Here is a 26,220-nt window from a genome sequence, read left to right on the forward strand (position 1 = left end):
GCCACTATGGCGAAAAGATGGGAGAAGACGAAACCGTTTCGGGCAGACCTGCCATGCATCCACCGCACACCTACGGCACGAGCGTGAACAGCTCCGCCGGATCGGCAAACCCCTTCAGCCTATGAGCCCCGACCGACACCACATCCCCTGCCCCGGCGTCCCGGCGGAACGGCGCCGACATCAGCAAGGCCTCTCCCAGTTCGCCGCAGGCGGTCTGGATGCGGCCGACCAGGTTGACGTCGCGGCCGATCAGGGTGAAGTCGAGGCGGCGGCCGGAACCGATATTGCCGTAGCTGACTTCGCCGGACCGGGCTCTGTTGCACGGGACCGCGCCCCGACCCTGCGCTTACGCTCCGGGCGTTCGCCACTGCAATCGATTCACTGGATCGATTGCTCCCGCTTCGCGGGATCGTGGCTCACTCTTCACTCTCGCTTCTTCCGTGGGCCCAGTTCATGTAGAGCTCCAGCGCCTTGCGGGTGACCGGGCCCTCCTGGAAATCGCGGTCGTCGAGGCGGGTGACGCCGACGACTTTGGAGTAGTTGCCGGTGGTGAAGATTTCGGCGGCGGCGAGGAAATCCTCGACGGAGAGGGTTGCTTCCACGACGTCGAAACCGGCCTTGCGGAGCAGGCCGATGACGCGGGCGCGGGTGATGCCGGCGAGGAAGGTGCGGTTGGCGGCCGGAGTCATCACCACGCCGTCGCGGACCATGAAGACGTTCGAAGAAGCGGTCTCGACGACATTGCCGTTCAGGTCGCGCACCAGCGCATTGTCGAAGCCACGGCTGCGGGCCTCGGCGATCATGCGGCCGCTATTCGGATAGAGCGAGCCGGTCTTCGCCTCGGTCATTGCCGTTTCCGGCGACGGACGGCGATAGGGCGAAACGGTGAGGCTGGTGCCGGCATGGCCGCCCATCGGCGCCTCGAACAGGCAGAGCGCGAAGCGGGTCGATGCCGCGTCGACGGAGACGATGCTGCCAGGCAAACCGTGTTCGCCCCAATACATCGGCTTGATGTAGATCGCCGTCGCGCCGTCGAATTTGCCAACGCCTTCCCAGGCAAGCGCGGCAATCTCCTCGGCCGACTTCACCGGCTTCAGGCCCATGGCAAGCGCCGAGCGGTTGATGCGTTGGCAGTGTAGATCGAGATCCGGGGCGATGCCGTCGAACCAACGGGCGCCGTCGAAGACCGTGGAGCCGAGCCACATGGCATGCGAGGTCGGCCCGATCAGCGGCGGATTGCCGGGAAGCCATTCCCCATCGACGTGAGTCCAGGTGGTGGAACGCGGTGATGTATCGACGGCCATTGCTGCTCTCCCTTGCGAAGCCGGGAAAGCAAAAGCCCCGTCCGCAAGCCGGGTCAAGGACAAATCCCGGCCGGAAATACGGAAGCAAGAAAATGCCGGGGGACAACGTCCGGCCGCAATATTCGTGCGCGACAGCTGCAGCGTCGGCGATGGGTGCATCAGCAAAAACGATGGAATCTTTGTTGGAACGGGCGCCTGCCGCATGGCATCATGGACGCTTGAGCGGAGAGACGTGAAGGAGGACGCCGATGAAAGCCATGTATTACGAAGCCTTCGAGCAGGCGCCCGAAATCCGCACCCTGCCCGATCCGACGCCGACAGAGGATGGCGTCGTCATCGCGGTCGGCGCCAGCGGGCTCTGCCGCAGCGACTGGCACGGCTGGATGGGGCACGATCCCGATATCCGCCTGCCGCATGTGCCGGGGCACGAGCTTGCCGGAAAAGTCGTCGCCACCGGCCGCGGTGTGATGCGCTTCAAAGTCGGCGACCGGGTGACCGTGCCCTTCGTTTCCGGCTGCGGCCATTGCAGCGAATGCCATTCCGGCAACCAGCAGATCTGCCCGAACCAATTCCAGCCGGGCTTCACCCATTGGGGCTCCTTTGCCGAATATGTGGCGATCGACTATGCCGACACCAATCTGGTGCACCTGCCGGATACGATCGACGATGCGACGGCGGCGAGCCTCGGCTGCCGCTTCGCCACCTCGTTTCGCGCCGTCGCCGACCATGCGCGCACCGGCCCCGGCGAATGGATCGCCGTGCATGGCTGCGGTGGCGTCGGCCTGTCGGCGATCATGATCGCCACCGCGCTCGGCGCCAATGCGATCGGCATCGACATATCGGAGGAGAAACTCGCCTTCGCCAGAGAGTGCGGGGCGGTGGCGACGGTCAATGCCTCAAGCGTTGCCGACGTGGCCGAGGCGGTGCGCGAGATCACCAAGGGCGGCGCGCATGTCTCGATCGACGCGCTCGGCCATCCCGTCACCTGCTTCAACTCGATCAAGAACCTGCGCCGCCGCGGACGTCACGTGCAGGTGGGGCTGATGCTCGCCGAGCACGCGACACCGCAAATCCCGATGGCCCAAGTGATCAGCAACGAGCTGGAGATCTACGGCAGCCACGGCATGCAGGCCTGGCGCTACGACGCCATGCTGTCGATGCTGGCGGCCGGCAAGATCGCGCCGCAGAAGCTGATCGGACGGCGCATCAACCTCGAGGAGGCCGTGCCGGCGCTGATGGTGCTCGACAAGGCAGAGGGGACGGGAATCAGCGTGATTACGCAGTTTTCGTGAGGCGCTGCCACGATTCCCTTCTCCCCAGCGGGAGTCCGAAGGACGGGCGAGACCCGTGGCTCGCCCCGGTCGATGCCGGCAGGCAGATGAGGGGGTGAGCGGCACGGCCGCGAATGCGCTGAGCGCAAGCGAAGGGCAATGGATAGGATGTGCCATGTGGCCCCCTCTTCCGACCCTTCGGGCCACCTTTACCTGGGTTGAGCCGCGGGTCTCAACCCGTCCTTCGGACCCCCGCTGGGGAGAAGAGGGAGCCCAGCCGCGACCTTTGCAACAGACGTTATTCCGCCACCCCAATCGATGCGAGATAGGCGGCGGACGCCGGGATTTTCGACTTGTCCTTGATCTCGATGATCAGGCGCGGATTGCTGTTGATTTCGGCAAGGGCTGCGAAGACGGCGCGCCAATGGATCGAGCCTTCGCCGAGGCTCCAGTGGCGGTCGGCATAGCCGTCGGCATCCTGCAGATGGACATGCTGCAGCCGGTTGCTGGCGGCCTTGACGTAATAATCCACCGGCGGCGCGCCGGTGTAACCATGGGCATAATGGGCGTGGCCGGTATCGATCGAGACGGCGACGGCGGGCGAATTGAAGCTTTCGGCGAGCGCCACGCGGATATGCGGATCCTTGTCCTCGATATTCTCGATGACCATGGTGCAGCCGATCTCCTCGGCGCGCCGGACGGCATCGCGCAGCGTCAGATGCACGCGCTCGACCAACGCCTCGCGGGCGCCGGCATTGTTGTCGAGATTGTTGTAGGACCAGGAGGTGTAAGGGCTGTGGATGACCATCTGCGTGGCGCCGATGGCGGCGCAGACCTCGAGACCCTGCAGCAGGCGCCTGACAACGACGGCGCGAATATCGGGATCCTCCGAGGCGATGGTGAGGCCCCAGAACGGCCCATGAATGCCGAGGCGGCCGGTATGCCCGTCGAGAAGCCTCCTGGCGCGCGCGGCAAGCGGCGTCCAGTCGCCGTTCAAAATTTCGGCATCGACGAAACTCTGCAATTCGAGATCGCGCGACTTTTCGAACAGCCAGCCGCGGTGAAGTTCGAGCTCATCGAGCGTCATGGCGGCGCCGACGACGGGAAGAGAAGACATGGATGGGCTCCATCAAGGTGGGTGCCGGGACGGCGTGGAGAGAGACGGCCTCAGAGGACGGCCGGAACAGCCGCCGCGTTCTATGCGCCTCTTCTGTGTCGCCGGTATTACAGGCGCGGGCGGCCGGAACTGCTGCCTCCGCATATTTGTCGCAGCCGGCGGGCCTTGCGAAAATGGCAGGCCGCACCGATATCGCCGTCACCGGCTTGCCGACGGAGATCGTCGCAAGCCACGACGACAGGGCTGTTGTCAAAGGCGGCGGCAAGCTTTAACGGCTGCCCCGCAAACAAAAACCAAGAAGAAGAAAGAGACATGATGTCCAACTCATTTGTGACAATGCCTGCCGGCAAAGAGGCAAGACGCTTTTTCGTCCTCGGCGACCGGATCGAACGACAGGTCCGCATCCGCGGAACCTGGCTCAACATCTTCGACGTCACCGTGCCGCCCGGCAGCCGGACGCCGAAGCATGCGCATGCAAGCCCTGAGGTGTTCCGCATCCTCGAGGGACGCCTGGCGATCTGGCGGCTGACCGACAACGGTCCCGAAGAGATCGAGGCCGGTGCCGGCGACATCGTCACCGTCGCGCCCTTCATGGTGCACGGCTATGCCAACCGCGGAAGCGTTCCAGCGGTCTTTTCCGCTATCGTCGGTCGCGACATGGCTGAGTTCATCGAAGCGGAAGGCACGAGCGAGCCACCGCAGTCCAGCCCTTCGGCGGAAACCATCGCCCGCATGACGGCGACCGCCAATGCCTATGGGATTACGATCCTGGCGGCGTGATGAGACCTTCCGCCCGGATCGCGCTCGCCGTCTCAGGCATTTCCAAAGACTGAGGGAACCGACATCGATCTTAACACGATGATGGAAGACGATCGGCGATGCGTATATATAGCCTCTCGTCGAATGCCTCGCCGCGTCGCCTGATCAATAACGAATAGGGTCCCTGTGTTTCTGGAAATTGGAATTGTGGCGTTTCTCACCATTCTCAATGGTGTGCTCGCCATGTCTGAGCTGGCTGTCGTGTCTTCTCGAACAGCCCGCCTGAAGGTTCTCTCCGACAATGGCAGCAAGGGTGCGGCCCAGGCCATCAAACTTGCCGAACACCCCGGCCGCTTTCTCTCCACGGTTCAGATCGGCATCACCCTGGTCGGCGTTCTCTCAGGCGCCTTCTCAGGGGCCACGCTCGGCGGCCGTCTGTCCGGATGGCTGGAAGCACAGGGCATGTCGTCGGCGGCTGCCGACGCTGTCGGCGTCGGTTCGGTCGTCGTCGCCATCACCTATCTTTCTCTCATCGTCGGCGAACTTGTGCCGAAGCAGATCGCGTTGCGGGAACCCGAAGCAGTCGCGGCGAAGGTCGCACCCGCCATGGCGGTGCTTTCAAAAATCGCCCTGCCCCTCGTGTGGCTTCTGAACGCCTCCGGGAATCTTGTGCTTAAACTCTTGGGCCAATCAGGAAAAGGCGGCGATAATGTCTCTGATGCAGAGATTAAAACCGTTCTCGCCGAGGCGCAGTCGGCCGGCGTGATCGAAAGCGAAGAGTCGGCGATGATATCGGGCGTCATGCGGCTGGCGGACCGTACCGCCCGGGCGCTGATGACGCCGCGGCGCGACGTCGAAATCATTGATATCGACGACAGCCTTGACGAAATTCGCGCGCAGCTGCACCGGACGAAACGGTCCCGGCTGCCCGTTCGCAAGGGCAGTTCGGACGAGGTGATCGGCATTCTTCCGGTCAAGGATTTCTACGATTCGATGTCCGAACACGGCAGCGTCGATATCAAGGCCCTGACGCAAGACGTTCCTGTGGTTTCAGACCTTTCAACCGCCATTCATGTGATCGAAGCGATCCGGAAATCGCCGGTGCACATGGTGCTGGTTTTTGACGAGTACGGCCATTTCGAGGGCATTGTTTCGTCAGGCGACATTCTGGAAGCGATCATGGGCGCTCTGCAGGAGGGACCGGTCGACGAGCAGGCAATCGCCCGCCGCGACGACGGCTCCTACCTGGTGTCCGGCTGGACGCCGATCGACGAATTCGCCGAATTCCTGAATCTCAAGCTCGATGACGATCTCGAATATCAGACTGTGGCCGGCCTGGTGCTGGAAGAGCTGAAACATCTGCCGGAACTGGGTGAGAGCTTCACGCGAGACGGATGGCGCTTCGAGGTCATCGATCTCGATGGCAGGCGCGTGGACAAGATACTTGTATCTGCGGAGTGAAAGCCGGCGCCGTTGAGATCGTCGAGCCCGACGGAGCAACATCGACAAGATCGGCATCGGCCACAGGGAAATGTGGCCCGACATCAGGAGGTACCGCCATGGCATGGTCCGCCAGCCAATATGTGAAATTCGAGGACGAGCGCACACGACCGGCACGTGACCTTCTGGCGCAGGTGCCGCTGCAGAGCATCGGTAGCGCCGTCGACCTCGGCTGCGGGCCGGGCAATTCGACCGAACTCATCATCGAGCGGTATGGCGCCGAAGGCGTCTCCGGCCTCGACAGCGACGTCAATATGCTAGAGGCGGCCCACAAGCGGCTTCCCGGCACTGCCTTCGTCGAGGCCGATCTCGGCAGCTGGCAGCCGACCGAGCCCGTCGATCTGCTCTTCGCCAATGCCGTCTTCCAATGGTTGCCCGATCATCTCGACATTTTCGACCGGCTGATGGACGGGCTTTCCCCGGGCGGCGTGCTGGCCGTGCAGATGCCCGACAATCTCGGCGAACCCTCGCATCTGGCAATGGAGGAGAGCGCCCATGCCGGCCCGTGGAAGGCCGCCTTCGAGGAAAAGGGCGTGCGCCGCCAGCCATTGGCTCCGCCCTCCGCCTATTATTCCAGGCTGATCGCCAAGTCCGCGCGCGTCGATATCTGGCACACCATCTACAACCACCCGATGGCGGATGCGGCGGCGATCGTCGAATGGGTCAAAGGCACCGGGCTGATGCCCTATCTCGCGCAGGCCGGTGAGGACTATCGCGAGGCGTTTCTGGCGGATTATCTTCAGCGGATTGAAAAGGCCTTTCCCCGGATGTCGGATGGCCGGGTGCTGCTGCGGTTTCCCAGGATTTTTATGGTGGCGGTGAAGAGGTAGTCCGCCGCTGATCACTGCTGTCCGGTTCGGATCCAAGACCCCTCCCCAACCCCTCCCCACAAGGGGGAGGGACTAAGCTGCGGTCCCGGCGGCGACCAAAACGAGAAGTCCTGCTGGCTGTGACGGCTCCAGGGACTGTTACGATGGAGGTTATCTGAAGCGGTGCGGCACCTTAGCCCCTCCCTTGTGGGGGGTGGGGAGGGGTCTTGGGCGGTCGGATGGGACCCCTGACACCCAGGCCGCCCCGATATGCTGTCAAATGCCTGTTATCCCTCACCCTCATATGTTGCGGCGAAACCGGCGGGCATTATAGTCGGCCGGACAATCTCAGGGAGATGACACTTATGGACGCTGCCCCTACCCCGCCGGTCACCCTCGTCATCTTCGGCGCCACCGGCGATCTGACGCGCCGGCTGCTCGTGCCGGCGATCATCAACCTGACGCGCCAGCGCCTCGTCGGCGAGGATCTCAATATTCTCGGCATCGGCATCGAGCCGGGCAACGATGAATTCCTGCGCGGCCGGCTCGACGCATTCCTCAACCACCTCAACGGCGAGGAGCAGACGGTCAAGGACGAAGCCTGGGAGAGCCTGCGCCGGCGCATAAGCTACACATCGGGTGATTTCACCAAGGACGATATTTTCGTCGAGATCGGCAAGCGTCTGGGGCCGCATGCCAATGCCGCCTTCTATCTTGCCGTGCCACCATCCTTCTTCGGCTCAATCGTCGAAAAACTCGCCGCCCATGGCCTGACCGACGAAAAGGACGGCACTTTCCGCCGTGTCGCGATCGAGAAGCCGTTCGGCACCGACCTTGCCTCGGCACGGGCGCTCAATGCCCAGATCCTCGCCCAGATCGAGGAAAATCAAGTCTACCGGCTCGACCATTTCCTCGGCAAGGAGACCGTGCAGAACCTGATGACGGCGCGTTTTGCCAATATGATCATCGAGTCGCTGTGGAACAGCCGCTATATCGATCATGTGCAGATCACCGCCGCCGAGATCGTCGATGTCGGCAGCCGTGGCAAATTCTACGATGCCACAGGCGCGATGCGCGACATGGTGCCGAACCATCTCTTCCAGCTGCTGGCGATGATCGCCATGGAGCCGCCGAACAGCTTCGACGCCGAAGCGATCCGCAACGAGAAAAGCAAGGTGCTGAAGGCGCTGCGCATCTATACGCCCGAGGAGGCAAAGACGCACGGCGTGCGCGGCGCCTATACGGCCGGTCCGCTGAACGGCGTCGAGCTTCCGGCCTATCGCGACACCAAGGACGTCTCGCCGGACAGCCGGACCGAGACCTATGTGGCGCTGAAGCTCTATGCCGATACCTGGCGCTGGGCCGGCGTACCCTTCTACTTGAGAACCGGCAAGGCGCTGACGGCGCGCGACACCGAGATCGTCATCACCTTCCAGCCGGTGCCCTTCGCGCAGTTCCGCGAGACCGAGGTCAATCGCCGCCTGCCGCCGAACCGGCTGGTGATCCAGGTTCAGCCGGATGAGGGCATGAGCATGGAGATCTCGATCAAGTCACCGGGGCTTTCGGTCGATACCACGCCTGTTTCCCTCGACTTCCGCTATGCCGACAAGTTCGATATCGGCAAGACCACAGGCTATGAATCGCTGCTCTACGATCTCTTCATCGGCGACCAGACGCTCTTCCAGCGCGCCGACGGCATCGAGGCCGGCTGGGCGGCGGTGCAGCCCTTCCTCGACATCTGGGCAAAGGATGAGGGCGTGCCCGAAACTTACGCCCCGGGCAGCATGGGGCCGGCCTGCGCCGACCGCCTCATCGAGCGCGACGGACGCAAATGGCATGAACTCGGCGTCATCCTGCACAGCCAGGCGAAGAACGGCAAATAGCGCCCTTCTCCTTTATCGATCTTCACGGCAGGCGGGGCTGACGGAGGCGCCGCTATTGCCGCCTTCGGTGGCCAGCGCGCCGCGGGCCTTCGGCGGCGGGCAGCGCGCCCAGTCGACGCGGCCGCTCGGGGCGCCGTTGTCGATGCTGCCGGTTTCGATCGAATCGAGCGGGATGACCAGCCCCCTTTGTGTCTCGGCGCCCGGCGACGTGCCGAGCGGCGGCGTGCCGTCGATCCGGCCGCTGGCATCCATGCCCATGTTCGACTGGGCGAGGACCGGCGCGGAAAGGCTGAGGAGAGCGATCGACGTTGCTGCAATAAACCTGCGCATGATGCTGTTCCTTCTGGTGTCGGCGATGCGACAGAAACAGCGATCCGGCTTTGCTTGTTCCCTATGGAACGGGCGCCGGCGATCAAAGTTTGGCGAACAGACTACCGGCTGCGTGTGGAAACGCTTTCTAAAGCTCTTTGTTTTGATGCATGTCGTTGTCCCAGAACCGCTGCACACTTCCGGGCGACATGCATTAAGGCTCAATCGCGCCAGCGTGACAGCACTTTCTCCAGCCCTGTCGGATAGAGATCGATGTCGGCATCGCGCACCATGTCGCGGCCGAACCAGCGCGCCGTCGCCGCCGTCTCGTCGAGCTCGGCATAGCGGATTTCGTCACGCGCATAGAGCGATGCATCGGCGAGTTCGATATCGGCGGCGAAGATATATTCGTGACCGGTCGCGCCATGATGCTCGAAGATGTTTTCGAGCAGATGCCAGGGGCCGGCGATGCGGATCGCCGTTTCGAGTTCCTCCCGGAATTCGCGTTGCAGGGCCTGTTCGCGCGTCTCGCCGAATTCGATCGAGCCGCCAAGCGGGCGAATGCCCTTGATGCGGCCGCCGTCATCCTCCACTTCCGCGGCGAGCAGCCGATCTTGCCTCCAGGCAAGGCCGATCACCTTCACCCTGATCTGCTGCGGCGGACGCCAGACAGTCATGCGGCTCTCCTTCTTTTCGACGGAAATCCTTAACTAGCCGAAAGAGGCTGCATGGCAAGGGTGACCAGAAGCCAACACGCGGCAAGGCCGCGGAGGCTTCTGGCCGCCGTCGTTCAGACGAACTGGCTGAGGCCGGGGACGGAGGCGACGACCTCGTCGACGACCTCTTCGCCGGCATATTGCTTGGCGATGGCGATGGTTTCCTTGGCGAGCGAAGTGATTTCGCCCATGCCGAGGCCCTCGCCCATCAGCTGCTGGCCGAGGCCCATGATGCCGCCGCCGCCGAGCGAGCTCATCAGCCCGCCAAGCAGGCCGCCGCCGCCGGCGCCGGCGCCGTTGAACTGGGCGACGAGATCGGCGCCGCCGGGGATCGCTTCGATCATCCGCGCGACAGGGCCGTCGGCCGCCTCGCGCTGCAGGAAGCCGAGCATCATGCCGAGCGCCTTTTCGGCCAGATCCGGCGCAATACCCACGCGATCGGCGATCTGGGTTACAATTTCATTCATGTCAGCCTCCTGTTATATTGACGTTAACGTCAACGTTATTCGAAGTTCGATCGCAACTCAAGCTGCGCTTTCAAACGGCGGTTTTGCTTTCCATGCAAACAGTTGTCCGCATCCTTCCGCCTGCTTATAACAGGGAAACGATGGTTCGATGAAGGCGGCGCAAGCCCAAGCCTTCTCAACAAATGGCGGCGGCGCCGAAGGGAGAGTTGCGGATGATCGAGGACGGCAAGATTTTCATCGGCGCGAGCCGCAATCCCGACGACAGCATCAACAAGCCGGAATATCTCGACCTGAAATTCGGCAACCGCCACGGCTTGGTCACCGGCGCCACCGGCACCGGCAAGACGGTGACGCTGCAAGTGCTGGCCGAAGGTTTTTCGCGGGCCGGCGTGCCGGTGTTTGCGGCCGACATCAAGGGCGATCTTTCCGGCATCGCCGCCAGGGGCGAGCCCAAGGATTTCCTCACCAAAAGGGCCGAGCAGATCGGCTTTGCCGATTATGAATTCGACCTGTTTCCGGTGATCTTCTGGGATCTGTTCGGTCAGAAGGGCCACCGGGTGCGCACCACCGTCGCCGAGATGGGGCCGCTGCTGCTCGCCCGGCTGATGGATGCCTCCGAACCGCAGGAAGGCGTCATCAACATCGCCTTCAAGATCGCCGACGAGGCCGGGCTACCGCTGCTCGACCTTAAGGATTTCACCTCGCTGCTCAACTATATGGGCGAGAATGCCAGCGAACTTTCCAACCAGTACGGCCTGATCTCCAGGGCCTCGGTCGGCTCGATCCAGCGGGCGCTGCTCGTTCTCGAACAGCAGGGTGCGGAGCATTTCTTCGGCGAGCCGGCGCTGAAGATCTCCGACATCATGCGCACCAGCAATAACGGCTATGGCCAGATCTCGGTGCTGGCCGCCGACAAACTGATGATGAACCCGCGCCTTTACGCCACCTTCCTGCTCTGGCTGCTGTCGGAGCTGTTCGAGGAACTGCCCGAGATCGGCGACCCGGAAAAGCCGAAACTCGTCTTCTTCTTCGACGAAGCGCATCTGCTGTTCAACGACGCGCCGAAGGTGCTGGTCGAACGCGTCGAGCAGGTGGTGCGGCTGATCCGCTCCAAGGGTGTCGGCGTCTATTTCGTGACGCAGAACCCGCTCGACGTGCCGGAAACGGTGCTCGCCCAGCTCGGCAACCGGGCGCAGCACGCGTTGCGTGCCTATTCGCCGCGCGAGCAGAAGGCGGTGAAGACGGCGGCCGAGACCTTCCGCCCCAACCCGGCCTTCGACTGCGCCACCGTCATCACCAATCTCGGCACCGGCGAGGCGCTGGTCTCGACGCTGGAGATCAAGGGCGCGCCCTCGATCGTCGAGCGCACGCTGATCCGCCCGCCCTCCGGCCGCGTCGGCCCGGTGACGGATGCCGAGCGCCAGCAGGTGATGGACAGAAGCCCGGTGCTCGGCGTCTATGACGAGGATCTCGACCGCGAATCCGCCTTCGAGATGCTGGCGGCGCGCGCCAGGAAGGCGGCGGAAGCCGACGCTGCCAAGCGGGCGCAGGAGGAAGCCGCCGAACAGCCCGGCAGCACCTCCGGCTGGACGCTGCCGGGCTTCGGCGGCAATGACGACAGTCAGCAGCGCCGCGGCCAGTCGCGCGGCAGGTCGTCCGGCTACCAGCGCGAAACCGTGGTGGAAGCGGCGATGAAAAGCGTGGCCCGCACGGTGGCGACCCAGGTCGGCCGGGCCCTGGTGCGCGGGATCCTGGGGAGCTTGAAGCGGTAGCTTCGTTCTCCCTCGCTGGGATAAGAGCGAGCCAAATGTGCATTACTAGCACCGGCAGAGGCGTTTTGCATTCGCCTTCGACCCCGCGCAAAGCGCCATCATTCTTTGTGGAGGTGACAAGCAAGGCATGAATAAAGCGCTCTTTTACAAACAGCTGATCAACAAGGCCGACGCTCGCTTCGATGCCTGGCTGAAGGAGAAGAAAAATGAGCGCTGATTGGAAGACGCTACGCGCCGAACTTCCTGAAGATGTTCGCGCCCGGCTCGACATGAAGCGGCAACAGCGCCGTCTGGGCAAGGCCTTGGCGGAAGTACGCAAAGCGATGGATACCACGCAGCAAGAGGTTGCCGCGCGCGCCGCCATGACGCAAAATACTGTTTCGAAAATCGAAAGCGCCGACGATGTCCTGCTATCGTCAATCGTGCGTTACATGCATTCTCTTGGTGGCGGCGTCGAGCTTGTCTTGAAAACGCCTGACGGGAAAGCCAGGCGCGTTGATTTTGACCCTGAGATTTACGTGAAGCCGACCGTGTAGCTGCAGAGCACCCGAATGCCACAGCGAGGTAGGCTAACGGCGGACCGAGGGAGGAAAGCGGGATCGCAGCCTCCCGCCGGATCGGCGCCTTACCTTGAACCTGACGCCTTCATTCCCTAAATTCCCTGCCATCGATCATTTCAACAGGATGTGTGCCGCAATGGATTTCAACCCGATCGCAACGCCAATTCGCCTTGCCAACGGGGATATTCAGATCCATGCCTGCATCCATCACCCTTTCCCAGATCTCGTGGTCCGCGCCTGACGGACGGCCGCTTTTTTCAAATCTCGATCTCAGTTTCGGCAGAGACCGCACCGGCCTTGTCGGACGCAACGGCGTCGGCAAGACGACGCTGCTGAAGCTCGTCTCCGGTGAGCTCCGGCCGCAGTCCGGGACGATATCGGTCAGCGGCAGCCTCGGCACTCTGCGCCAGAGCGTGCAGGTCGCGCCGGAGGAAACCATCGCCGATCTCTTCGGTATCACCGAGGCGCTCGCTGTTCTCCACCGTGCCGAAGCCGGCCAGGCAACCGCCGACGAGCTTGCGTCGGCGGACTGGATGCTCCCGGCGCGCATCGCCGCAGCACTCGGCCGCACCGGGCTCGACGCGGAACCGCAGACGCCGCTTGCCGCACTCTCCGGCGGGCAGCGCACGCGGGCCGGGCTTGCCGCGCTTGTATTCACCGAGCCGGATTTCCTGCTGCTCGACGAACCCACCAACAATCTCGATCGCGACGGCCGCGCGGCGGTGATCGCGCTGATGTCAGGCTGGCGGGCCGGCGCGATCATCGTCAGCCATGACCGGGAACTGCTCGAAAGCGTCGATCAGATCGTCGAACTGACCTCGCTCGGCGCCACCCGCTATGGCGGCAACTGGAGCCATTATCGCGAGCGCAAGGCGCTGGAGCTTGCGGCAGCCGAACATGACCTCGCCGATGCCGAAAAGCGCATGGCCGAGGTCGCAAGGAAGACGCAGGCGACGGTGGAACGCCAAGCGCACCGGGACAGCGCCGGGCGGAAGAAGGCGGCCAAGGGCGGCGTTCCCCGCATCCTGCTCGGCGGCATGAAGGAGCGGAGCGAGACGACCGGCGGCGACAATGCCCGGCTCGCCGAACGCCGGCGCACTGAGGCGCTGGACGAGGCAAAAGCGGCGCGCGAGAAGATCGAGATCCTCCAGCCCCTGTCGGTCAACCTGCCGCCAACCGGGCTGCCCGCCAGCAAGGTCGTGCTGAAGATGGAGGCCGTGACGGCGGGCTATCGGCCGGGAGATCCCGTCATCCGCGATCTCTCCTTCGATGTGACGGGGCCGGAACGGATCGCCCTCGCCGGCCGCAACGGTTCGGGCAAGACGACGCTGTTGGCGCTTGTAACCGGCGCGTTGAAGCCCTGGGCCGGCACGGTCGCCGTGATGACCGGCTTTGCAATGCTCGATCAGAAGGTCAGCCTTCTCGATCCGTCGGCATCGATCCGCGATAATTTTCGCCGGATCAATCCGCTTTCCGATGAAAACACCTGCCGCGCCGCCCTTGCCCGCTTCATGTTCCGGGCCGATGCGGCGCTGCAGACGGTCTCGACGCTCAGCGGCGGGCAATTGCTGCGCGCCGGCCTTGCCTGCACGCTCGGCGCCGCGCCGCCGCCGCTCCTGATCCTCGACGAGCCGACCAACCACCTCGACATCGACTCGATATCAGCGGTCGAGGCCGGGCTCAGCGCCTATGACGGGGCGCTCATCGTCGTCAGCCATGACGAAAGAATTCTTGAGAGCATCGGGATAGAGCGGCGGCTGGAATTGGTTGGGGGTGATGCAGTGGGTTAGGCGGCACCCTCCAAGCTCCCTCATCCTGAGGTGCGTAGGCCAGAGGCCGGAGCCTCGAAGGACACGCTCCAACGATGCTCCTTGCAGCTATCAACTGCCGGTGGTCGACCTCGTCCTTCGAGGCCCCTGCCGGGCACCTCAAGATGAGGTCGGAGAGAGGGCGCGGCACCCACCAACCTCCCTCATCCTGAGGCGCGCAGGCCGAAGGCCGAAGCCTCGAAGGACACGCTCCTGCGCTGCTCCTTGCATCCATCGGCGTCAACGCACCCGCCTCGCCCTTCGGGGCCACCTGAGGCACCTCAGGATGAGTCTCTCTTGGGCATCGAGCACCCTGGCCACCGGAAATCCCGGGAACCGGGGTTCTCTTGCCTCTTCCTGCGGGCGATGGTATTTCAAATCCTGCAACCCATTCGAGAAAGGAGGATCACGCTATGCAAACTTACTTCCGGCATCATCGCCAGCGTGGTCCCGTCGACGCCCTGCAAATGCGTTTGCAGGGCTGACCAGAGACCGTTTCTCGACATCTCTTCCTGGTCTGCCCTTCGTGGCCAATGCGGCGCCGTCTCCAAGCTGCGCGTGCATTTCTGTAACGTCCCGGGCCTGAAAGGCGCAATTCCGTGATGGCTGATGCCCCGGATGCCCCGCTCCCGGTCAAGACCAGAGAACGATCATGACACTCATCACCATCCGCAATCTCGGCGTGACGTTGGGCAACCCGTTGTTTTCCAAGCTTAACCTCGTCGTCAATGCCGGCGACCGCATCGGCCTCGTCGCCGCCAACGGGCGGGGAAAATCGACGCTGCTCGCCTGCATCACCGGCGCGCTCGAGCCGAGCGAGGGCGAAATCACCAAGGCGCGCGGGCTGACCGTCGGCCATGTCGCCCAGAATGTGCCGGCCGCTCTTTTCGACACGGCGTTTTACGATGCGGTGCTGCAGGCTCTGCCGGCCGATCAGGCCGAAAGCGAGAGCTGGCGCGTTGATGTGGTGCTGGAATCGCTCGAGGTGCCGGAGGCCATGCGGCGGCGGCCGCTGCAGCAGTTGAGCGGCGGTTGGCAGCGGCTTGCCATGCTGGCCCGCGCCTGGGTGAGCGAACCCGACGTACTTCTGCTCGACGAGCCGACCAACCATCTCGATCTCGAAAAGATCGCGCAGCTGGAGGCCTGGCTGAATGCGCTTCCGCGCGACGTGCCGGTGATCCTCTCCAGCCATGACCGCGCCTTTCTCGATGCGACGACCAACCGGACGCTGTTCCTGCGGCCGGAACAATCGCCGGTCTTTGCCCTCCCCTATTCCAGGGCGCGCGCCGCCCTCGACGAGGCCGACGCTGCCGAAGCGCGGCGCTACGAGCGCGATATGAAGACAGCGGAACAGCTGCGCAAACAGGCGGCCAAGCTCAACAATATCGGCATCAATTCCGGCAGCGACCTGCTCGTCGTCAAGACGAAGCAGCTGAAACAGCGGGCGGAGAAGCTGGAGGATACGGCAAAACCGGCGCATCTGGAGCGCTCGGCCGGCGCCATCCGGCTTGCCAACCGCGGCACGCATGCCAAGGTGCTGGTGACGCTGGAGGATGCGGCGGTGGCGACGCCGGATGGAACGCTGCTGTTCAGGACCGGCCGGCAATTCATCTGCCAGGGTGACCGCATCGTGCTCCTCGGCCTTAACGGCGTCGGCAAGTCGCGGCTGGTCTCGATGCTGAAGCAAGCGATCGAAAGGCCGGAGACGCCAGGCGGCATCAAGGCGACGCCGTCGCTGGTTCTCGGCTATGGCGACCAGGCGCTCGCCGATCTTGCCGACGGCGACACGCCGATCGGCACGATCATCCGCCGTTTCGATGTCGGCGACCAGAGGGCGCGCGCCCTGCTGGCCGGCGCCGGCATGACGATCGACATGCAGGCAAAACCGATCGGCCAGCTCTCCGGCGGCCAGAAGGCGCGGCTCGGCATGCTGGTGCTGCGGTTGACGGAACCGAATTTCTATCTGCTCGACGAGCCGACCAACCACCTCGACATCGAGGGACAGGAAGCGCTCGAAAGCGAGCTGATGGCGCGGGAGGCGAGCTGCCTGCTGGTCTCGCACGACCGCAGTTTCGTGCGGGCGGTGGGCAACCGCTTCTGGCTGATCGAGAAGAAGCGGCTGGTGGAAGTGGAGAGCCCGGAAGGGTTCTTTGCTTCGGTGGCGGGGTGATGGATGGTGGGATCCGGAGCGTGATTGTTGTTGGCGGCGTGCCGTGTGGCCCCCTCATCCCCCCTACGGGCACCTTTGCCGGGGTCGAGCCACGCGTCTCGACCCGTCCTTCGGACCCCCGTGGGGAGAAGGGGAATCGAGACGTCGCGGCATATCCCTTCTCCCCTCGGGGAGAAGGTGCCAGCAGGCGGATGAGGGGGCCGCTTTCGATCAAAAGTAGATCAATTACCGCTTCGGCGCGACGAGGCAGAAGAAGGCGCCCTGCGGGTCGGTGGCCTGGATGATCCAGCTGCCGCCGGGGACTTCCATCGGGCCGTTGACGACCTTGCCGCCGCCCGAGGTGACGCGTTCGATCGCGGCATCGAGGGTGGGCACGATGAAATAATAGCACCAGAAGGGCATCGGCATGTTGTCGGGCTTGGTCATCATGCCGCCGGTCTGCCGGCCGTCATGGGCGAAGATGTAGTAGACGCCCATCGCGCCCATATCCATCTCGCTGTCCTTGGTCCAGCCGAACAGCTTGGTATAGAAGGCAAGTGCGTCCTTGCCGTTGCCGGAATAAAGCTCGCGCCAGCCGATGTTGCCTGGCGCGTCGAAGGCCAGTTCAGGCCAGCTCTGTTCCATCGGCGCCGGCGTCATGATGCAGAGCACCGCGCCATGCGGATCGGCAACGACGGCGAAACGGCCGATGGTCGGGATGTCTTCCGGCGGACGGCGGACAGCACCGCCATTGGCGGCGAAATCCTTTGCCGACTGGTCGACGTCATCGACGCCGACATAGCCCGTCCAGTTCGGCGGAATGCCCTGGCCTTCGAGTTCGGCCGGAAATTCCATCAGGCCGCCGACGCCGATGCCGTTCGCCTCGAAGACCGTATAGGTCGGCATGCCCTCGACCTTCATTTCCGAGGTGGTCCAGCCGACGACGGAGCTGTAGAATTTCGCGGCGGCTGCGGTGTCGGGGGTCATCAGCTCGCACCAGATAAACTTTCCATGCGTCTTCGACATAGAACTCTCCCTTTTCTGACGCCTCTGCGATGCTTGCGGCGCCGTGATTGTCAGATCTTGCGGGTGTAATGCGCTTCCATGAACTGCTTCCAGGAGCCGTCGGCCTGTCTGGCGCTGGAGGTGAAGGTGCGGTGATCGGGGTTGATGAAGGTGATCTGCTCGCGGTAATCGGCCAGGCCCTCGCCATTGAGGTCGGGTCCCGTCGTATAGAGGTCGAGCACGTTGCCGGAGGCATCGACCTCGCCTTCATAGACCCACATGAAGTCCATCATCGAGCCGATCCAGCTGCCGACATACTTGCCCTTTTCGGCGTTGTAGCCGAGCGTCAGGATCGTGGTGGCCTGTTTACCGTCGGGCATGCGGCCGTGCCCTTCGGCGACGAACCAGATTCCGTGCAGCGAGCGGACGGTCTCCGTCCAGTCGTCGCTGCCGCCCATCTCGGGTGCGGTGACGCTCCAGTCGCCGACCAGTCGTTCCAGGAAGGAATGTTCCTTCAGCACTTCAGCCGTCTTCATCATCCTCTTCTCCCTTCAGGTGATGGCGACGCCTGTTCTTAGAGCATGCGTCGTCCGGAAACCGCCCCACGGATTTCGGCATCATGTGCCTGCTCAGTGACAGCAGGATGGCGCCGTTTGAGCGTCCTCATATTCGTCATGGCGGCGCACGAAATCCATCGTGCCCTGCTCGTTGCGGCCCTTCGGCGCGCGGTCGAGGATCATCAAAGTGCTGATCAGTTCCTCCGGCCCGCGGGCATAACTCGAATAGGTATGAAAGACCTCGCCCTTGTCGTTGCGGTAGAAGGCGCTGAGGCCCGGCAGTTCGTCGTGGGCCTCTGCCGGCTCAATAGCAGTGAAATTGTAGAAGACCTTGTCTTTGGCAAGGTCCTCGGGGGTGAAAGAGACGTGATAATCGAAATTGAAATCGCTGCCGAAGGACGAGACCCAGGGAAATTTCCAGCCCATTCGCCTCTTATAGGCGGCGATCTTCTCAAGCGGCGCCCGCGAAACGGCGACCCAGGTGACGTCGTGATGGTTCAGATGCGGCAGGGCGCCGTCCACGTGATCGGCGAGGAACGAGCAGCCGGGGCAGCCGGCCTCCCAATCCGGGCCGAGCATGAAATGATAGATCAGCAGCTGGCTGCGGCCGTCGAAGAGATCGGCGAGCGACTTCTTTCCCTCGGGCGTATCGAAGACATAATCCTTGTCGACCCTCACCCAGGGCAGCGCCATACGGGCGGCGTTGACGCTGTCGCGCAGCTTCGTCGCCTCCTTTTCCTTCAAGAGCAGGGCGCGGCGGGCCTCCAGCCATTGCTCGCGAGAAACAAGTTCGTTCTGCATGGAATGCGCCCTCCTCCGGCGTCGCCGGCGAGCCGGCCCATCTCCTTCTCCTTGACTAGAAAGATTGATATCAATATAAAATGGCCATGTCAAATTCGGTTGAAATTCCTTTTTCTACAACGCTGCTGGTGCGCGACACCTGCCTCTGCCTGCATGCGCAACGAGCGGCGCGGGCGCTCGCCCGGCTGTTCGACGACGCATTGCGGCCGGCGGGGCTGACCAACGGGCAGTTTTCGCTGATGATGTCGCTGAACCGACCGGAGCCGCCGCCGATGGGGCCGGTCGCAGCCCTGCTCGCCATGGACCAGACGACGCTGACGGCGGCGCTGAAGCCCTTACAGCGCAAGGGCTGGGTGAGCGTGATGGAAAATCCGAAGGACAGGCGCGGCCGGCTGCTCGTGCTCACCGGCGAGGGCAAGGCGGCGCTGGCAAGGGCGCTGCCGATCTGGAAAGAGACGCATGCGGCGCTCGACCAAAAGCTCCCGGATGGAAGTTCCGCGCGGCTGCGGCAGGATCTGCAGACGGTGTCGGGGATGACGGACGAGACGCCGAAGCCGGCCGCTCGCCGTGCCGGCCGAGTCACAGCGCGCGTGATGGCCGAGTAGAGCTCACTGAGCATGCCTTGGAGTCGAGAAATCGCTTCGTTTCCAGCGATGCGACCGGAGTGTGGGTGCTCGGGTCAACCCGAGCACGACGGAGATTGAGGAGCAGGATCGGCTGGAGGCGAGAGGCCTCCCCTTGCTCCGTCGTCCTCGGGCTTGACCCGAGGACCCATGCTGCGAGCCCTGCTTTCATGTCAGCAGCAAGAAAGCGACGGCCCCGACCGAAGCCGCAGACCGTCGCCGCAGTTTTGCTGAGCGGGATCAGGCAACCGTCACCGGAACTTCGGTCGAAGTGCGCATGGCGTGGCTGTAGGGGCAGACGATGTGGGCGGCGGCGGCGAGCTTTTCGGCGGTTTCGCGGTCGAGGCCGGGAATGTTGACGGTCAGGGCCACTTCGATGCCGAAGCCGGCGCCGTCTTCGCGCGGGCCGATGCCGACTTTGGCGGAGACCGTCGTTTCCTCCGGAATCTTGACCTTCTGCTGGCCCGCGACAAATTTCAGGGCACCGAGGAAGCAGGCGGAATAGCCGGCGGCGAAAAGCTGTTCGGGATTGGTGCCCGTCGCACCGTCGCCACCGAGCTCCTTGGGAACGGTCAGCGTCACGTCCAGGACGCCGTTATCGGAAACGGCGCGGCCGGCGCGACCGCCGGTGGCAGAGGCTTGGGTCGTATAGAGAATAGGCATGACAATCTCCTTTGGTTGGCCCTTCGATCGGGGTTGGATTTTTAATATCGAACAATTAAATTGTACGCAAGTGAATTTTGCAAATTGCATTTGGACGTCGAAAGGAAGACAATCGCAGCCTCAGAGCAGGATGATTTCAGGCAGGCTCGGCCTAAAATCTGAATCCTGCTCTACGTCAAAGTGAGAGCATGATGTCGTCCGAAAACCGCTCACACTTTTCGGCATCATGCTCTGGGATGGTGGATATGAAAGCGCAAACGGCAAAGACGATGGAGATACCGGAGGAGGAGAAGCGGCTGGAAAAGCAGCTGTGCTTCGCGGTCTACGCGACGGCGCACGCATTCACCCGCGCCTACAAGCCGATCCTCGACAGGGTCGGCCTCACCTATCCGCAATATCTGGTGATGCTGGTACTGTGGGAGCGCAGCGAACTGCCGGTGAAGACGATCGGCGAGCAGCTGGATCTCGATTCCGGGACGCTGTCGCCATTGTTGAAGCGACTGGAACAGGGCGGGCTGATCAAGCGCATCCGCGACCTGCGCGACGAGCGCCAGGTGATCGTGTCGCTGACCCCGAAGGGCCAGGCGATGAAGGCCGAGGTCGATACGATCATGACGGCGATCGGACAAGCCGCCGGCTGCACGCTGGAGGAACTGGGTGAGATGCGCGACATGCTGCATCGGCTGCGGGCCAATCTCGGCCGGGCCGGCCTCGCCGGGGGCTGAGCCCTCCTCCCGAACCTTCCGCGCCGAAGATTACGACCGCGGCTGAGCGGGTTTGGCCGGCGACCGGCGCTTCTTTGCCGGCGTCGCTTCCGCGCCGTTTTCGGCCGCCTGCTGCAGACGGAGCGCCCGCAGCTTTTCCGTCTTCTTGTCGCGGGCGGAGGCCTCGGCCGCGATAATGGCGCGTGCCGTGTGATCGGTGGCTTCCGCCTTGTCGCGGGGCGACAGCTTGGCGGGATTGAAGAATTCTCCCTTGGTGGCGGTCATGTGCCCCTTTCCCAGGTAACGACAGTGTTTGAGCCGTGGCTCCGTAGCGCAAGAGCCGTGATTCCTTGGCCGGGCCGCAATCCACGGCCGGCCGGGATTCCACGTTGGCCGCGATGCCGCGGCCGGGGATTAGCGGGCGCGAAGAACCTTCTTCGGCGCCGGCAGCAGGCCTTCACGCTGCAGCTTCTTGCGGGCAAGCTTGCGCTGGCGGCGAATGGCTTCGGCTTTTTCGCGGGCGCGTTTCTCGGAGGGCTTCTCGAAGGCGCTGCGCGCTTTCATTTCCCGGAACAGACCTTCCCGCTGCATCTTTTTCTTGAGCACGCGCAGTGCCTGATCGACGTTGTTATCCCTGACGAGTACCTGCAAGATGATATCCTTTCTTCGGCGGCGACGCCGCACTGTCCATAATAAAACGCGGGGCTATTTCCCGATCCTGATGCTCGATAGTTTGAGCCAGGACCCGGCGCCGTCCGACTTGGCCACCGCCTCGGGGGACGCCTCGCATGGTGATTTCCCGGTATCGATGTCGGCCTCGGTGATGCGGCGTTCGAAATTCTCGGCGTCAAACCGGACGCGATATTGCACATGCCCGTGGTCGTTGGGCAGAATGCTGGCGATCCGGCATCGCTTCTCGGCTTTCGCGGTGCGCGTGAGGCCGGATTTCAGCACGATCGTGTCGCCGACTTTGTAGTTTGGCCTGCCCATTGCAGTGTCCCTCAACTCTTCGGCTGTTCAATTGGTCGATCAAAGGCCGCGATCAAAGCAAAAAGGCCGGGCGCGGACCCGACCTCTTCCCGTCACTCAGCCCTTCCGCTGCCAGTCTGGTAAGCTCGCTGCCAGTACATCCGTGGTCAGCTCGCTGTCACATCCGTGGCCAGCCAAAGTGCTACAGCGTCCTTTGCCCGTCTTAAAAAGACGCGCGGCGCTGTAGGGCGAATGACAAATCATGCGGCCTGAAGGTTGTCGGCCGCGTTCTTGCCCGAGCGCTTGTCGCGGACGAGGTCGTAACGGACCTTCTGACCTTCGGTGAGTTCGCGCATGCCGGCGCGTTCGACTGCCGAAATGTGGACGAAAACGTCCGTGGAACCATCATCGGGCTGGATGAAGCCGAAACCCTTGGTACCATTGAACCACTTGACGACGCCTGAATTCATAACGATCTCCTTTCAACCGTTTGTGTGCGCCCGGGAAGGATGTCCGCGGGCAATATCGATGTTGAGACGAGATCTGACGAAGCGCTCTTGGCGCATGGGCAAAGGTCACAAGCAAAATTCGATAGGCACCATGTAGGCCTTTTGTCGAATTAAGCAATGCTAAATCAGAAATAAAACTTTTCCGAGCGGGGAATTGCCAGGCGAAAGAGAGGCAGAGGCGGCCGGCCGGCGGCCGCCCCGGCGGCATCATTGCCAGACGACAATCGGCGCCTTCGTCGGAACGCGGTCATAGAGATCGATGATATCCTGGTTCAGCAGCCGGACACAGCCCGAGGAGACGGCCTTGCCGATCGAGCGCCAGTCGGGATTGCCGTGCAGGCGGTAGAGCGTGTCCTCGCCGTTCGAGAAGATATAGAGCGCGCGGGCACCGAGCGGGTTCTTCAGGCCGGGCTCCATGCCGCCATTCTCGATCGAATATTTGACGAGTTCCGGCTGGCGGGCGACCATTTCGTTCGGCGGCTTCCAGCGCGGCCATTTCTGACGCCATTGAATGACGCCCGATCCCTGCCAGGCAAATCCTTCGCGGCCGATGCCGACGCCGTAACGCATCGCCATGCCATCGGCCTGGACGAGATAGAGGAAGCGAGACGGCGTATCGACGACGATGGTGCCGGGCGGCTGGCCGGTGGGATCGACGACGCGCTGGCGATAGTAGCGCGGATCGATCTCCTCATAGGGAACGGCGGGAATGAGGAAACCGCCGTCCTCGACCGGGCCGTACATGACGGCAAGTTCGGGCCCGCTCGGAACGCTCGACGCTCCCGGCGACCGGAATAGGCGCATGGGCGAACGGTAGATGATCGAGGTGCCGCCCGATGTCACGGTGTTGGCGGAGGAGGCGCAACCGGTGAGCGCAGAGGCTGCGGTCAAAGCCGAAAGGGAAAGAAAGCTACGGCGGGAAAGATGTCTATCGGAACTCATGACGCGGGACTGATTTCCTTTTGATGCGGGAATCCTGGGATAACGACATAAGGAAATCTATCGGCTTGCGCCAAATAAACCATAGCTTCACGCAGACGTGTTCCTGATGGAGCCGACGATATGGGCAGCGCTGTTGCAGCGCTACATCACAACGATCTCGGCCTTGGCGGGAAGGCGATCATAGAGATCGACGACGTCCTGGTTCAGCATGCGCACGCAGCCGGACGATGTGGCCTTGCCGATCGACTGCCAGTCGGGCGTACCGTGGATGCGATAGAGCGTATCCTGCCCGTCCTTGAAGATGTACATGGCGCGCGCACCGAGCGGGTTCTGGAGCCCCGGATTCATGCCGCCGTTTTCGGCGGAAAAAGCGCGAACATCGGGCTGGCGCGAGACCATTTCGGCCGGCGGCGTCCAGCGCGGCCATTTCTGCTTCCACTGGACGACGCCGCGGCCCGACCAGGCGTAACCGTCGCGGCCGAGGCCGACGCCATAGCGCATCGCCTTGCCGCCCGCCTCGACGAAATAAAGGAAGCGCGCCTTGGTATCGACGACGACGGTGCCGGGACGCTCGGTCGTCTGGTAATCGACCTCCTGGCGCAAGAATTGCGGCTGTACGCGGCTGACCGGGATCGACGGCAGGGTGAAATCCTCGTCGCGCAGCTCGCCATACATTGCCGCATGCACCGGATTGGTCACCGGCAGGCCATAGGTCTGGTGGAACTGGGTCTTGTAAAGCTCGCGCGTCTGCGGCACCGGCTGATCGGGGATCGGCCGCACCCGGCGCGGATCAACGCCGGGCGGCTGATAGAAGACCGGCGAGGTTTCCTGGACGAAGCGGGCGGGCGAATCGGCGGCGACATCGGGAATGAGGATGTTGCAGCCGCTGAGCGAGGCAGCGATCATCACGAGCCCGGCAATCGGGAAGACCCGGCGCAGAAAATTCATCGAACCACCCTTATCAACGATCGGCGAGACAGCGATATCTGCCGCGACGATGGCATGCGCGGCTGGCGCGAGGCTGGTGTGGGCGCGGGAAAAGCCGCGAGATTAAAACGACCAGAGCCGCTGCGCTTCGCCGCGAAGGGCGGTGATCGCCTGTACCGCAAGATCGCCGTCCATCTGCAGAACGCTTGCGGCATGTTTCAATTCCGTCTCGTCCTCAAGCCTGGTGAGAACCCAGCCGATCTTGCGTTCAATGTCCTGGCCATAAGCTTCCGTCGCCTTCCGAACGGCAATAGCGGGAATCTCCCCATAGCGGGCGAGAAGCATGCCGAGATCGATAGCATCGCGATAGGCCACAGACCTGTCCTGACAGCGGTCAGCATTGGCGAGCAGTTTTTCGGCGAACGTGTCGGGCAGCGACAGCGTTGGAACGTTCAGTCGCGAATCGAAAGTACCTTCAAGGGCGATCCGCGCCTCGCGCACGATTTCGAAGCGAATAGGCTGGCCTTCGAGGGTAAGGACCGTACGCAGCCCGTATTGGTCTGTCCTGAAGTCCCTGAGCGTTGTGACCGGCGCCCCAAAAAAAGCCCCTACTCCGCTTTCGACCGCCGCCATACGCAAGACGCGATATCCCTCGCCATCCGCGCAGAGAAAATCGACATCGAGCGACAACCGATATTCATCGAGATGCATGACAATGGCTGTTCCGCCGGCAAACCAACACTTGTTGGCCAACAAAAAATCAGCCTCCACCAGCCGAAGGGCCGCAGCGATGGTGCGATGTTCCGGACGTCTGAATTCCATGATGACCACCCAATTTCCGTCCAGCCTAAAGGTGAAGGATAAAAAAACGGAAAATCAGGAGACGAGCAGGACGCCGTTGCCGTATGTCGCTGTGAGATCGCGGATCAGCTGCTTCTCCCGTTCGGTCAACCTGCCGGTATCGATGAAACGCCAATTCCGCTCATAAAGCGCGAAGGCCTCGTTGGCAGGCATGGCGCGCGCGGGATCGCGATTCCAAGCGAGCGATCTCAGTTCGGGGAAGTCGTTCGGCACGATCATGGTTTCTGCATCCGTCGTCATTCTAGCAATATAGGGCCGATTGCCCTCCATTTGAAGCGGCGGCGAAATCAGGCCGCCACCCCGTGGAAGAAGCGGATGCTCTGTTCGATCTCGACCGGTAGCGCGGAGGTGTGGTTGCCGGCGACGGTGTCGGTTTCGATATGGGTGCCGGCGGCGCGGGCACGGCGGGCGAGCAGGTCGGCGCGGTCGTTGAAATGCGCCTCTTCCGTGCCGTGAACCACTCGGATGGGGCATTTGAAGCTGTGGGCGTAACAGAGCGCCGAACGCACCTCGAATTCATGCGCATTGCTGTCGTCGAAGCGAATGTCCTGAGGATAGCGGCTGAAGAAGCGGAAGGCGTTCGGATTGCCGGAAATCGGCGCGGCGGCGCGGAATTTATGGGTGCTCATCGCCGTCAGCATGGTCAAAGTGCCGCCGATACTATGGCCGGCGATGAACAGGCGCTGGGGATCGACGCCCGGCAGATGCGCCAGGCGCTCGGTGGCGGCGAGAACGTCATCGACCTCGTCGTAAAAGCCGGAGAAATTGCCCCTCTGGCCGTTTTCGCCGCGCAGCGACGGCATCATCACGACATAGCCGGCATCCATATAGGGCTTCATCAGCTGCCAATGGCCGATGCCGATGGCATTGCCGCCATGCAGGAAGAGCACGGCGGGCTTCGCCGCGCGCTCGCGCTTGTATTTCGACACCCAGGCGACCAGCTCCAGCTCGCCGCCATAGCCGGAGCGGTAGAAGATCTTCTCGGCATCGGCAGGCGCGGTCAGCGGTTCGTATTTATCGGGCGCCGGGCCCTTCTGCAGGAGCTTCGTACGAAAGTGGCGGCGAACCTCGGCGTAGTCGTGCCTGGCAAGGCGTGGTTCATCCGGGACATCGAAAGCGGCCGCCACGCGCGGCAGGATGATCGCGCCGGCAAGACCCGCCAGCACGGCACGGCGTTGCCGGAAAAAGGAATTTTGTTCATGCGAGCTCATGACGCAGCACCCAAATCATTTCCC

Annotated in this window: 29 protein-coding genes and 1 pseudogene; 11 read left to right on the forward strand and 19 right to left on the reverse strand. The window is 63.0% G+C overall.

The features are described from left to right. Positions 1-70 precede the first annotated feature (70 nt). Both K6M89_RS05240 and K6M89_RS05245 read right to left on the reverse strand, forming a co-directional pair. Positions 71-304, reverse strand: a pseudogene (locus tag K6M89_RS05240) (nucleotidyl cyclase domain-containing protein); the annotation flags it as partial. 112 nt (positions 305-416) lie between these two features. Further along, positions 417-1,304: a branched-chain amino acid aminotransferase gene (locus K6M89_RS05245; protein ID WP_222138652.1), complete on the reverse strand. Its 888-nt coding sequence runs from the start codon at positions 1,302-1,304 to the stop codon at positions 417-419. Positions 1,305-1,552: 248 nt separating this feature from the next. Between K6M89_RS05245 and K6M89_RS05250 the strand changes: the two genes are divergently transcribed. Beyond that, on the forward strand, positions 1,553-2,596 hold the full coding sequence (locus K6M89_RS05250) for a zinc-dependent alcohol dehydrogenase family protein (RefSeq protein WP_222138653.1): 1,044 nt from the start codon (positions 1,553-1,555) through the stop codon (positions 2,594-2,596). 277 nt (positions 2,597-2,873) lie between these two features. On the opposite strand, the gene K6M89_RS05255 is transcribed toward K6M89_RS05250, so the two are convergent. After that, the gene (locus K6M89_RS05255) at positions 2,874-3,692 is read right to left on the reverse strand and encodes a sugar phosphate isomerase/epimerase family protein (RefSeq protein ID WP_222138654.1); all 819 of its coding nucleotides are present in this window, start codon (positions 3,690-3,692) and stop codon (positions 2,874-2,876) included. Positions 3,693-4,004: 312 nt separating this feature from the next. Here K6M89_RS05255 and K6M89_RS05260 point away from each other — a divergent pair, with 312 nt between their 5' ends. The 4 genes from K6M89_RS05260 (at position 4,005) to zwf (ending at position 8,643) form a co-directional block, all read left to right on the forward strand. Continuing rightward, the gene (locus K6M89_RS05260) at positions 4,005-4,472 is read left to right on the forward strand and encodes a cupin domain-containing protein (RefSeq protein ID WP_222138655.1); all 468 of its coding nucleotides are present in this window, start codon (positions 4,005-4,007) and stop codon (positions 4,470-4,472) included. 165 nt (positions 4,473-4,637) lie between these two features. Next, positions 4,638-5,912: a hemolysin family protein gene (locus tag K6M89_RS05265; protein ID WP_222138656.1), complete on the forward strand. Its 1,275-nt coding sequence runs from the start codon at positions 4,638-4,640 to the stop codon at positions 5,910-5,912. Between the two features lie 98 nt (positions 5,913-6,010). Next, a complete protein-coding gene (tam, locus tag K6M89_RS05270; protein ID WP_222138657.1) occupies positions 6,011-6,781 on the forward strand; it encodes a trans-aconitate 2-methyltransferase in 771 nt (256 codons plus the stop codon). 344 nt (positions 6,782-7,125) lie between these two features. Beyond that, positions 7,126-8,643, forward strand: coding sequence for a glucose-6-phosphate dehydrogenase (zwf, locus tag K6M89_RS05275; RefSeq protein WP_222138658.1), 1,518 nt, complete (start codon positions 7,126-7,128; stop codon positions 8,641-8,643). Between the two features lie 12 nt (positions 8,644-8,655). Here the strand turns inward: zwf and K6M89_RS05280 are convergent, their stop codons facing one another. The 3 genes from K6M89_RS05280 to K6M89_RS05290 form a co-directional block, all read right to left on the reverse strand. Further along, the gene (locus tag K6M89_RS05280; protein ID WP_222138659.1) at positions 8,656-8,973 is read right to left on the reverse strand and encodes a hypothetical protein; all 318 of its coding nucleotides are present in this window, start codon (positions 8,971-8,973) and stop codon (positions 8,656-8,658) included. A gap of 200 nt (positions 8,974-9,173) precedes the next feature. Then, complete coding sequence (locus K6M89_RS05285) at positions 9,174-9,629, reverse strand: NUDIX hydrolase (protein WP_222138660.1); 456 nt, start codon at positions 9,627-9,629, stop codon at positions 9,174-9,176. Positions 9,630-9,742: 113 nt separating this feature from the next. Then, a complete protein-coding gene (locus K6M89_RS05290) occupies positions 9,743-10,135 on the reverse strand; it encodes a hypothetical protein (RefSeq protein WP_004679798.1) in 393 nt (130 codons plus the stop codon). Between the two features lie 212 nt (positions 10,136-10,347). Between K6M89_RS05290 and K6M89_RS05295 the strand changes: the two genes are divergently transcribed. From K6M89_RS05295 to K6M89_RS05315, 4 genes are all read left to right on the forward strand, one after another. Continuing rightward, entirely contained in the window at positions 10,348-11,907 is a 1,560-nt protein-coding gene (locus tag K6M89_RS05295; RefSeq protein ID WP_097582827.1) for a helicase HerA-like C-terminal domain-containing protein, read from the forward strand. 206 nt (positions 11,908-12,113) lie between these two features. Beyond that, positions 12,114-12,443, forward strand: coding sequence for a type II toxin-antitoxin system RelB family anti-toxin (locus K6M89_RS05305; RefSeq protein WP_222138661.1), 330 nt, complete (start codon positions 12,114-12,116; stop codon positions 12,441-12,443). A gap of 218 nt (positions 12,444-12,661) precedes the next feature. Next, positions 12,662-14,257, forward strand: coding sequence for an ABC-F family ATP-binding cassette domain-containing protein (locus K6M89_RS05310; RefSeq protein ID WP_222138662.1), 1,596 nt, complete (start codon positions 12,662-12,664; stop codon positions 14,255-14,257). Positions 14,258-14,927: 670 nt separating this feature from the next. Continuing rightward, a complete protein-coding gene (locus K6M89_RS05315) occupies positions 14,928-16,445 on the forward strand; it encodes an ABC-F family ATP-binding cassette domain-containing protein (RefSeq protein WP_222138663.1) in 1,518 nt (505 codons plus the stop codon). Positions 16,446-16,670: 225 nt separating this feature from the next. Here the strand turns inward: K6M89_RS05315 and K6M89_RS05320 are convergent, their stop codons facing one another. The 3 genes from K6M89_RS05320 to K6M89_RS05330 all read right to left on the reverse strand — a co-directional run bounded on the left by K6M89_RS05320 (position 16,671) and on the right by K6M89_RS05330 (position 18,787). Continuing rightward, a complete protein-coding gene (locus K6M89_RS05320) occupies positions 16,671-17,450 on the reverse strand; it encodes a VOC family protein (RefSeq protein WP_097667433.1) in 780 nt (259 codons plus the stop codon). A gap of 50 nt (positions 17,451-17,500) precedes the next feature. Further along, positions 17,501-17,968 carry a DUF1579 domain-containing protein gene (locus K6M89_RS05325; RefSeq protein WP_097582799.1) on the reverse strand — a complete coding sequence of 156 codons (468 nt, stop codon included), beginning with the start codon at positions 17,966-17,968 and terminating at the stop codon, positions 17,501-17,503. 90 nt (positions 17,969-18,058) lie between these two features. Then, complete coding sequence (locus tag K6M89_RS05330; RefSeq protein WP_222138664.1) at positions 18,059-18,787, reverse strand: DUF899 domain-containing protein; 729 nt, start codon at positions 18,785-18,787, stop codon at positions 18,059-18,061. An 86-nt stretch (positions 18,788-18,873) separates the two neighbouring features. Here K6M89_RS05330 and K6M89_RS05335 point away from each other — a divergent pair, with 86 nt between their 5' ends. Further along, positions 18,874-19,392, forward strand: coding sequence for a MarR family winged helix-turn-helix transcriptional regulator (locus tag K6M89_RS05335; RefSeq protein ID WP_097582861.1), 519 nt, complete (start codon positions 18,874-18,876; stop codon positions 19,390-19,392). 258 nt (positions 19,393-19,650) lie between these two features. Here K6M89_RS05335 and K6M89_RS05340 read toward each other — a convergent pair whose 3' ends face one another. Beyond that, positions 19,651-20,073 carry an organic hydroperoxide resistance protein gene (locus K6M89_RS05340; protein ID WP_222138665.1) on the reverse strand — a complete coding sequence of 141 codons (423 nt, stop codon included), beginning with the start codon at positions 20,071-20,073 and terminating at the stop codon, positions 19,651-19,653. Between the two features lie 236 nt (positions 20,074-20,309). Between K6M89_RS05340 and K6M89_RS05345 the strand changes: the two genes are divergently transcribed. Next, positions 20,310-20,798 carry a MarR family winged helix-turn-helix transcriptional regulator gene (locus K6M89_RS05345; protein WP_097582796.1) on the forward strand — a complete coding sequence of 163 codons (489 nt, stop codon included), beginning with the start codon at positions 20,310-20,312 and terminating at the stop codon, positions 20,796-20,798. Between the two features lie 30 nt (positions 20,799-20,828). On the opposite strand, the gene K6M89_RS05350 is transcribed toward K6M89_RS05345, so the two are convergent. The 9 genes from K6M89_RS05350 to K6M89_RS05390 form a co-directional block, all read right to left on the reverse strand. Continuing rightward, positions 20,829-21,062: a hypothetical protein gene (locus K6M89_RS05350; protein ID WP_097582794.1), complete on the reverse strand. Its 234-nt coding sequence runs from the start codon at positions 21,060-21,062 to the stop codon at positions 20,829-20,831. Positions 21,063-21,191: 129 nt separating this feature from the next. Further along, complete coding sequence (rpsU, locus tag K6M89_RS05355) at positions 21,192-21,428, reverse strand: 30S ribosomal protein S21 (RefSeq protein ID WP_003569533.1); 237 nt, start codon at positions 21,426-21,428, stop codon at positions 21,192-21,194. 54 nt (positions 21,429-21,482) lie between these two features. Continuing rightward, on the reverse strand, positions 21,483-21,767 hold the full coding sequence (locus K6M89_RS05360) for a cold-shock protein (protein WP_097582792.1): 285 nt from the start codon (positions 21,765-21,767) through the stop codon (positions 21,483-21,485). 239 nt (positions 21,768-22,006) lie between these two features. Next, on the reverse strand, positions 22,007-22,216 hold the full coding sequence (locus K6M89_RS05365) for a cold-shock protein (RefSeq protein ID WP_004676036.1): 210 nt from the start codon (positions 22,214-22,216) through the stop codon (positions 22,007-22,009). A 246-nt stretch (positions 22,217-22,462) separates the two neighbouring features. Continuing rightward, positions 22,463-23,197, reverse strand: coding sequence for a L,D-transpeptidase family protein (locus K6M89_RS05370; protein WP_222138666.1), 735 nt, complete (start codon positions 23,195-23,197; stop codon positions 22,463-22,465). Between the two features lie 141 nt (positions 23,198-23,338). Next, entirely contained in the window at positions 23,339-24,145 is an 807-nt protein-coding gene (locus tag K6M89_RS05375; protein ID WP_222138667.1) for a L,D-transpeptidase, read from the reverse strand. A gap of 102 nt (positions 24,146-24,247) precedes the next feature. Then, positions 24,248-24,946, reverse strand: coding sequence for a nucleotidyl transferase AbiEii/AbiGii toxin family protein (locus tag K6M89_RS05380; RefSeq protein WP_222138668.1), 699 nt, complete (start codon positions 24,944-24,946; stop codon positions 24,248-24,250). A gap of 54 nt (positions 24,947-25,000) precedes the next feature. Next, positions 25,001-25,225, reverse strand: coding sequence for a hypothetical protein (locus K6M89_RS05385; RefSeq protein WP_097582789.1), 225 nt, complete (start codon positions 25,223-25,225; stop codon positions 25,001-25,003). A 47-nt stretch (positions 25,226-25,272) separates the two neighbouring features. Continuing rightward, a complete protein-coding gene (locus K6M89_RS05390) occupies positions 25,273-26,196 on the reverse strand; it encodes an alpha/beta hydrolase family protein (RefSeq protein WP_222138669.1) in 924 nt (307 codons plus the stop codon). Between the last annotated feature and the right edge of the window lie 24 nt (positions 26,197-26,220).

The organism is Rhizobium croatiense, assembly GCF_019793465.1.
Lineage (GTDB): Bacteria > Pseudomonadota > Alphaproteobacteria > Rhizobiales > Rhizobiaceae > Rhizobium > Rhizobium croatiense.